Origin of the sequence: Pseudomonas sp. SWRI154 (genome assembly GCF_014268645.1) — a bacterium.
In the GTDB taxonomy this organism is placed as follows: Bacteria; Pseudomonadota; Gammaproteobacteria; order Pseudomonadales; family Pseudomonadaceae; genus Aquipseudomonas; species Aquipseudomonas marvdashtae.
The window spans coordinates 54,513-60,853 of sequence record NZ_JABWQW010000036.1; the positions used below are offsets into that span (position 1 = coordinate 54,513).

General features: G+C 61.0%; 4 protein-coding genes. All 4 read left to right on the top strand.

Annotated features, from left to right (window positions below):
* Window positions 1-3: 3 nt before the first annotated feature.
* The gene (emhB, locus tag HU806_RS24020; RefSeq protein ID WP_186615116.1) at window positions 4-3,168 is read left to right on the top strand and encodes an efflux RND transporter permease subunit EmhB; all 3,165 of its coding nucleotides are present in this window, start codon (window positions 4-6) and stop codon (window positions 3,166-3,168) included.
* Window positions 3,165-4,622: an AdeC/AdeK/OprM family multidrug efflux complex outer membrane factor gene (gene adeC / locus HU806_RS24025; protein ID WP_186615118.1), complete on the top strand. Its 1,458-nt coding sequence runs from the start codon at window positions 3,165-3,167 to the stop codon at window positions 4,620-4,622. Before emhB ends, adeC begins: the two co-directional genes overlap by 4 nt.
* A 605-nt stretch (window positions 4,623-5,227) precedes the next feature.
* Window positions 5,228-5,416, top strand: a complete 189-nt coding sequence (locus HU806_RS24030; protein ID WP_186615124.1) for a nucleoid-structuring protein H-NS — start codon at window positions 5,228-5,230, stop codon at window positions 5,414-5,416.
* 671 nt (window positions 5,417-6,087) lie between these two features.
* Window positions 6,088-6,341, top strand: a 254-nt coding sequence (locus HU806_RS24035; RefSeq protein WP_186615120.1) for an OprD family outer membrane porin, incomplete at its 3' end; no start/stop codon positions are given.

Consider the following 6,341-nt stretch of genomic DNA (forward strand, 5'->3'; position numbering starts at 1 on the left):
ACCATGTCGAAATTCTTTATCGACCGTCCGATTTTCGCCTGGGTGATCGCCCTGGTGATCATGCTGGTCGGTGCTCTATCGATCCTCAAGTTGCCGATCAACCAATACCCGAGCATCGCGCCGCCAGCCATTGCAATCCAGGTGACTTACCCAGGCGCGTCCGCACAAACCGTGCAGGACACCGTGGTCCAGGTCATTGAGCAACAGCTCAACGGCATCGACAACTTGCGTTATGTATCGTCGGAAAGTAACTCCGACGGCAGCATGACCATTACCGCGACCTTCGAGCAGGGCACCAACTCCGATACCGCGCAGGTCCAGGTGCAGAACAAGCTGAACCTGGCCACCCCGCTGCTGCCGCAAGAAGTGCAGCAACAGGGCATCCGCGTGACCAAGGCGGTGAAGAACTTCCTGATGGTGATCGGCGTGGTGTCGCGCGACGGCAGCATGACCAAGGACGACCTGTCCAACTACATCGTGTCCAACATGCAGGACCCGATCTCGCGCACCGCAGGTGTCGGTGACTTCCAAGTCTTCGGTGCCCAGTACGCGATGCGGATCTGGCTCGACCCGGCCAAGTTGAATAATTTCAACCTGACCCCGGTGGACGTGAGAACCGCTATCGCCGCGCAGAACGTGCAGATTTCATCCGGCCAACTCGGCGGCTTGCCCGCCCTGCCCGGCCAGCAACTGAACGCCACCATCATTGGCAAGACCCGCCTGCAGACTGCCGAACAGTTCAAGGCGATCCTGCTCAAGGTCAACCCGGACGGTTCGCAAGTACGCGTCGGTGACGTGGCCGATGTGGGCCTGGGCGGTGAAAACTACAGCATCAGCGCCCAGTTCAACGGCGCCCCGGCATCCGGCCTGGCGGTCAAACTGGCCAACGGCGCCAACGCCCTCGACACGGCCAAGGCCCTGCGCAAGACCATCGACGACCTCAAGCCCTTCTTCCCACAAGGCGTGGAAGTGGTGTTCCCATACGACACCACGCCAGTGGTGAGCGAGTCGATCAAGGGTGTGGTTGAAACCCTGGTCGAAGCGGTCGTGCTGGTGTTCCTGGTGATGTTCCTGTTCCTGCAGAACTTCCGCGCCACCATCATCACTACGATGACGGTGCCGGTGGTATTGCTGGGTACCTTCGGGATCCTCGCGGCGTTCGGTTTCAGCATCAACACCCTGACCATGTTCGGCATGGTGCTGGCCATCGGCTTGCTGGTGGACGATGCCATTGTCGTGGTGGAGAACGTCGAACGGGTAATGAGTGAAGAAGGCCTGTCACCCAAGGAAGCCACGAAGAAATCCATGGGCCAGATCCAGGGCGCCTTGGTGGGCATTGCCCTGGTGCTCTCGGCGGTACTGCTGCCGATGGCATTCTTCAGCGGTTCCACCGGCGTGATCTACAAGCAGTTCTCCATCACCATCGTCTCGGCCATGGCCCTGTCGGTGCTGGTTGCCCTGATCTTCACCCCGGCCCTGTGCGCGACCATGCTCAAGGCCATTCCAAAGGGTGAGCACGGCACTCCAAAACGCGGCTTCTTCGGCTGGTTCAACCGCAATTTCGACCGCAGCGTCCGGAGCTACGAGCGCGGCGTGGGCAATATGCTCAAGCACAAGGCACCGTACCTGCTGGCCTACCTGATCATCGTGGTCGGCATGGTCTGGCTGTTCACCCGCATCCCGACGGCGTTCCTGCCGGAAGAAGACCAGGGCGTACTGTTCGCCCAGGTCCAGACACCGGCCGGCTCCAGCGCCGAACGCACCCAGGTGGTGGTGGACAAGATGCGTGAGTTCCTGCTGCGTCCGAGCAAGGATGGCGGTGAAGGCGACGGCGTGGCTTCGGTGTTCACCGTGACCGGCTTCAACTTCGCCGGCCGCGGCCAGAGCTCCGGTATGGCCTTCATCATGCTGCGTCCGTGGGACGAGCGGAACGCCGACAACAGCGTGTCGAAAATCGCCGCGCGCGCCCAGCAGCACTTCTTCTCCTTCCGCGATGCCATGGTGTTCGCCTTCGCCCCCCCGGCGGTATTGGAGCTGGGTAACGCTACCGGTTTCGACGTGTTCCTGCAGGACCGCGCCGGTATCGGCCACGACAAGTTGATGGAAGCCCGCAACCAGTTCCTGGGTATGGCTTCGCAAAGCAAGATCCTGTCCCAGGTGCGTCCGAACGGCTTGAACGATGAACCGCAATATCAACTGGAAATCGACGACGAGAAGGCCAGCGCACTGGGCATTACCCTCTCGGACATCAATAACACCCTGTCGATTGCCCTGGGCAGTAGCTATGTGAACGACTTCATCGACCGCGGCCGGGTGAAGAAGGTGTACATACAAGGCCAGCCGGGCGCCCGCATGAGTCCAGAAGACCTGCAGAAGTGGTACGTGCGCAACAGCGCCGGGACCATGGTGCCGTTCACGGCGTTTGCCAAGGGTGAATGGATCTACGGCTCGCCAAAACTGGCCCGTTACAACGGCGTAGAAGCGATGGAAATCCTCGGTGCCCCGGCCCCGGGTTACTCCACGGGTGAAGCGATGGCCGAAGTAGAAGCCATCGCCAAGAAGCTGCCGGCCGGTGTCGGTATTTCCTGGACTGGCCTGTCGTATGAGGAACGCCTGTCGGGTTCCCAGGCGCCGGCGTTGTATGCGTTGTCGCTGCTCATGGTGTTCCTGTGCCTGGCGGCGCTGTATGAAAGCTGGTCGATTCCAATCGCGGTGATGCTCGTGGTACCACTGGGGATCATCGGTGCCCTGCTGGCCACAAGCCTGCGCGGCTTGTCCAATGACGTGTACTTCCAGGTGGGCTTGTTGACGACCATCGGGCTGGCGGCGAAAAACGCCATCCTGATCGTGGAGTTCGCCAAGGAGCTCCATGAACAGGGCAAGACCTTGACGGAAGCCGCCATCGAAGCTTGTAGGATGCGTCTGCGACCAATCATCATGACGTCCCTGGCGTTCGTCCTCGGCGTGGTTCCGCTGGCGATCTCCACCGGCGCAGGCTCGGGCAGCCAGCACGCCATCGGTACCGGCGTGATTGGCGGTATGCTCACCGCGACCATCCTGGCAATCTTCTGGGTGCCCTTGTTCTTCGTGACGGTGTCGTCGATGGGTCGTCGCAAGAATATCGACCAGGACAACACTCCTGAAACTTCTAAAGAGGCTGGCCAATGAGCAAGTCGCTACTTTCCCTGACCATCGCCGCCGTCGTGCTCAGCGGTTGCTCGCTGATCCCCGACTACCAGCGGCCCGAAGCACCGGTCGCGACCCAGTACCCGCAAGGTCCGGCCTACGAGCCGGCCAAGGCACCCGGCCAAGCCGCTGCCGAGCAAGGCTGGAAACAGTTCTTCCATGACCCGGCGTTGCAGCAACTGATCCAGGTCGCGCTGGAAAACAACCGCGACCTGCGCGTCGCGGCACTGAACATCGATGCCTACGCCGCGCAATACCGCATCCAGCGGGCGGACCTGTTCCCGGCGGTCTCGGCCACGGGTTCCGGCAACCGTCAGCGAGTGCCGGCACGGGCCTCGCAAACAGGTGAAGCAGCAATCACCAGTTCCTACTCGGCGACATTGGGCATCAGCGCCTATGAGCTGGATTTGTTCGGCCGCGTCCGCAGCCTGAGCGAGCAAGCGCTGCAAAACTACTTCGCCACCGAAGAAGCCCGCCGCAGCACGCAGATCAGCCTGGTGGCCAACGTCGCCAATGCCTATCTGACCTGGCAGGCCGACAAGGAACTGCTCAAGCTGACCCAGGATACCCTGGGCACTTACGAGCAGAGCCTGAAGCTGACCTCGCGTAGCGCCGAAGTCGGCGTGGCCTCGGCCCTTGACTTGAGCCAGGCACGTACGGCGGTGGAAAACGCCAGGGTGCAATTGGCCCGCTATACCCGCCAGGTGGCCCAGGATGAAAACAGCCTGACCCTGCTGCTGGGCACCGGCCTGCCGGCCAACCTGCGCACCCAACCGCTGAGCGATGACCTGCTCAGCGAAGTACCGGCCGGGTTGCCGTCGGACCTGCTGCAACGCCGCCCGGACATCCTCCAGGCCGAACGCAACCTGCTGGCCGCCAACGCCAACATCGGCGCCGCGCGGGCCGCGTTCTTCCCGAGCATCAGCCTGACGGCCAACGCCGGCACCCTGAGCCCGGACCTGTCCGGCCTGTTCAAGGGCGGCTCGGGCACCTGGACCTTCGCTCCACAAATCAACCTGCCGATCTTCAACGCCGGCAGCCTGCGGGCAAGCCTGGATTACGCCAAGATCCAGAAAGACATCAACGTGGCCAACTACGAGAAGTCGATTCAGACGGCGTTCCAGGAAGTCTCCGACGGCCTGGCCGCGCGCCAGACCTACAACGAGCAGTTGCAGGCGCAGACCGACTTCGTCGCCGCCAACCAGGACTACTACCGCCTGGCCGAGCGGCGCTACCGCATCGGCGTCGATAGCAACCTGACCTTCCTCGACGCCCAGCGCCAGTTGTTCAGCGCGCAACAATCGCTGATCACTGACCGCCTTTCGCAGCTGACCAGCGAGGTCAATTTGTACAAGGCATTGGGCGGTGGTTGGAACGCCGAGACCGGCAAGAGCGAGCCGATCGCGGAGAAAGCGCCAGAGACAAAGCTGTTCTGATGGATGCTTGAACGCTGAAACACGAAGCCCACCGAAAGGTGGGCTTTTTGTTTGTGCGTGTTTTTACCGCGACTGGGTTAACGCGGGTCGAGGGTATCGATGACGGTGAACACTTGGGTTGAGGTTTTGGGCTTGGGATCAGGGTGCCCAGATGGTAATCGAGTGCTCGGTCTGCGGCCTCTTGGAGCTTTTCTGGATCGGGGTCGTTGTAGGGGAAGGTGCTCTCTGATGGCGAAGAAGGATGATGTTTTTTTCATGACGGCGCTCCTGCATCGATTGGAGCCCGAGACATTGGGTCCGGGCGCTGGCGCCTAACGAATTCGACGGGCTTGCAGTCCCGGTCGCTGAATGGGCAGCGACACGAACAAGCTAGAGATATCGCTTCCGAGCAGCAACCTTAAAACCTCGTCGGAAAAGTCGTCGCGTCTGTCAGACCGACTACAAATCTTGTGCGAGCCTGCTCGCGATGGCGGCCTGACAGCTCGCGGGACTTTGTTGACTGAGTACATATCCATTGCTGCGGCCACGGCTGCTGGCGGCTTCGCTCTTACAGCGACTCACTTTTATGAAGCGTAAAAGTAAGCAAAACGCTTTTGCCCCACCACTTGGCACCTCGCTTGGGCTCGGTGTGCCCTCACTCCGGCATTGCTCCGTGGGCCCGCCTCGAAGGGCCATCCATGGCCCAGCGCGGCTATCCCGGCATCCATGCCGGGATGCCCACTGCGCAATACCTGCGTTCGGCCAGCGTGGTTAACGGGGCGCCCGAGATCAACGGCCACCGCGAGGCGGCCTGATAGCCGACCTGTTTCTTGATGGAATCGCGTTTCTCCTGTGAGAGCTTGCCCGGGATAACGATGGGTCAACTGGCATGGATGACGAAAGTACCTTGGTACTTCATTCCCACGGGAAATGCCGCTTTCTAGAGCACACCAAAACTCGTGGCGAGGGAGCTTGCTCCCGCTCGGCTGCGCAGCAGCCGTAAAAAACCACCCTGCGGTTTTCCAGATACACCTTGCTGAATGGTTTTGGGTCTGCTGCGCAGCCCAGCGGGAGCAAGCTCCCTCGCCACGGGGGTATCGTTTGCCTTAAGTGCCGCAACAAGGCTGCGGACTCGTCGCAAGCAGACTCGCTCACAGGGAAAACGCGGACTCTCCAAGAACCAGGTCGGCTATCAGGCCGCCTCGCGGTGAACGGTGGGCCCACAGAGCAATGCCTTCGTTCGCTCATTTTTTTGCCGTTCGATAATCGCCCAAAACCCGCAAACGGCAATTGAACCGATCCCAACCAGCCCGTCACCATCCTTCGCACAAAACCAATAACAACAGGTTCGACGCCATGCCCCGACGCCCCGCTTCGCCCGGCTGATTCCCGATCGCCCAAACGACCCTGGCTACACCCGACCGCTTGCACCTCAAAAGTGCGGCAACGACTCGCTTCGTCCACAAAAAAACAAGAGACAACGCCCATGAAGCCCACACAGTATTTGCTCCCCAGCCTCATCGCCGTCGCCCTGTCAGGCGTTGCCCTGCCGGTATTGTCGGCGGAATCAGGCTTCGTCGAGGACGCAAAGGCCACCCTGAACCTGCGCAACTTCTACTTCAACCGCAACTTCACCAACCCGAACAATGCCCAGGGCAAAGCCGAAGAGTGGACCCAAAGCTTCATCCTCGACGCCAAGTCCGGTTTCACCCAAGGCACGGTCGGTTTCGGCGTGGACGT